Below are 779 nucleotides of genomic sequence, written 5' to 3' on the forward strand. Positions count from 1 at the left end.
ATCGTCGCGTCGACCCCGACGGCGATGCCAAGAGCGTTTCGGCCGAAACCACCTTCGACACCGATATCGCCTCCCTGGCGGAACTTGTGCCGGTATTGCGCGGCCTGTCGGAAAAAGTCTCGGCGCGGCTGAAGAAATCCGGCATTGCCGGGCGCACCGTGGTGCTGAAGCTGAAGACGCAGGATTTCAAGCTCCGCACCCGCAACCGCCAGCTCGGCGATCCGACACGGCTGGCCGACCGCATCTTTCAGACCGGGCTCGACCTGTTGCGCCGCGAGGCCGACGGCACGAAGTTCCGCCTGCTCGGCATCGGCGTCAGCGATCTCTCCGACGACGGGAAGGCCGATCCGCCCGATCTGGTCGACATCCAGTCCCGCAAGCGCGCGCTGGCCGAAACCGCCATCGACGAGCTGCGCGACAAGTTCGGCAGGAAGGCCGTGGAGACCGGCTACACGTTCGGCAAGGGCCGCGGCGCCAGCCCGCCCGAGCCGATCGAGGAATGAAAACGGCTGCGGACGCGTCAGGCCGGCCCTGAATAACGACATACCTCGATCAGGTCCGCCGCAAATCGATCCGGCTCGTCACCATGGTCTTGCCGGTCTTCGGATCGGTGTCGGTCACCGTCAGCCGCATGCCGTCTCTGCCGGTCTTTTCGACGGTCAATTGCGCCTTGCGGTCGCCGTTGACCTCTTTTGCCCAACGGATGCCGAGGTTGAGCGCGTTGCCCTCGCGGCTGCCGTTCAACTGCGCAGGTCCCGTGCGCGAGCCGACATAGACGC

At 65.7% G+C, this 779-nt stretch carries 2 pseudogenes; one reads left to right on the top strand and one right to left on the bottom strand.

What is annotated here, in order from left to right:
• A pseudogene (locus EOA29_RS38620) lies at positions 1-503 on the top strand (DNA polymerase IV); the annotation flags it as partial.
• A 49-nt stretch (positions 504-552) separates the two neighbouring features.
• Here EOA29_RS38620 and EOA29_RS38625 read toward each other — a convergent pair.
• Positions 553-779 (bottom strand): annotated as a pseudogene (locus EOA29_RS38625) (hypothetical protein); the annotation flags it as partial.

Origin of the sequence: Mesorhizobium sp. M1E.F.Ca.ET.063.01.1.1, from assembly GCF_003998155.1 — a bacterium.
In the GTDB taxonomy this organism is placed as follows: domain Bacteria; phylum Pseudomonadota; class Alphaproteobacteria; order Rhizobiales; family Rhizobiaceae; genus Mesorhizobium.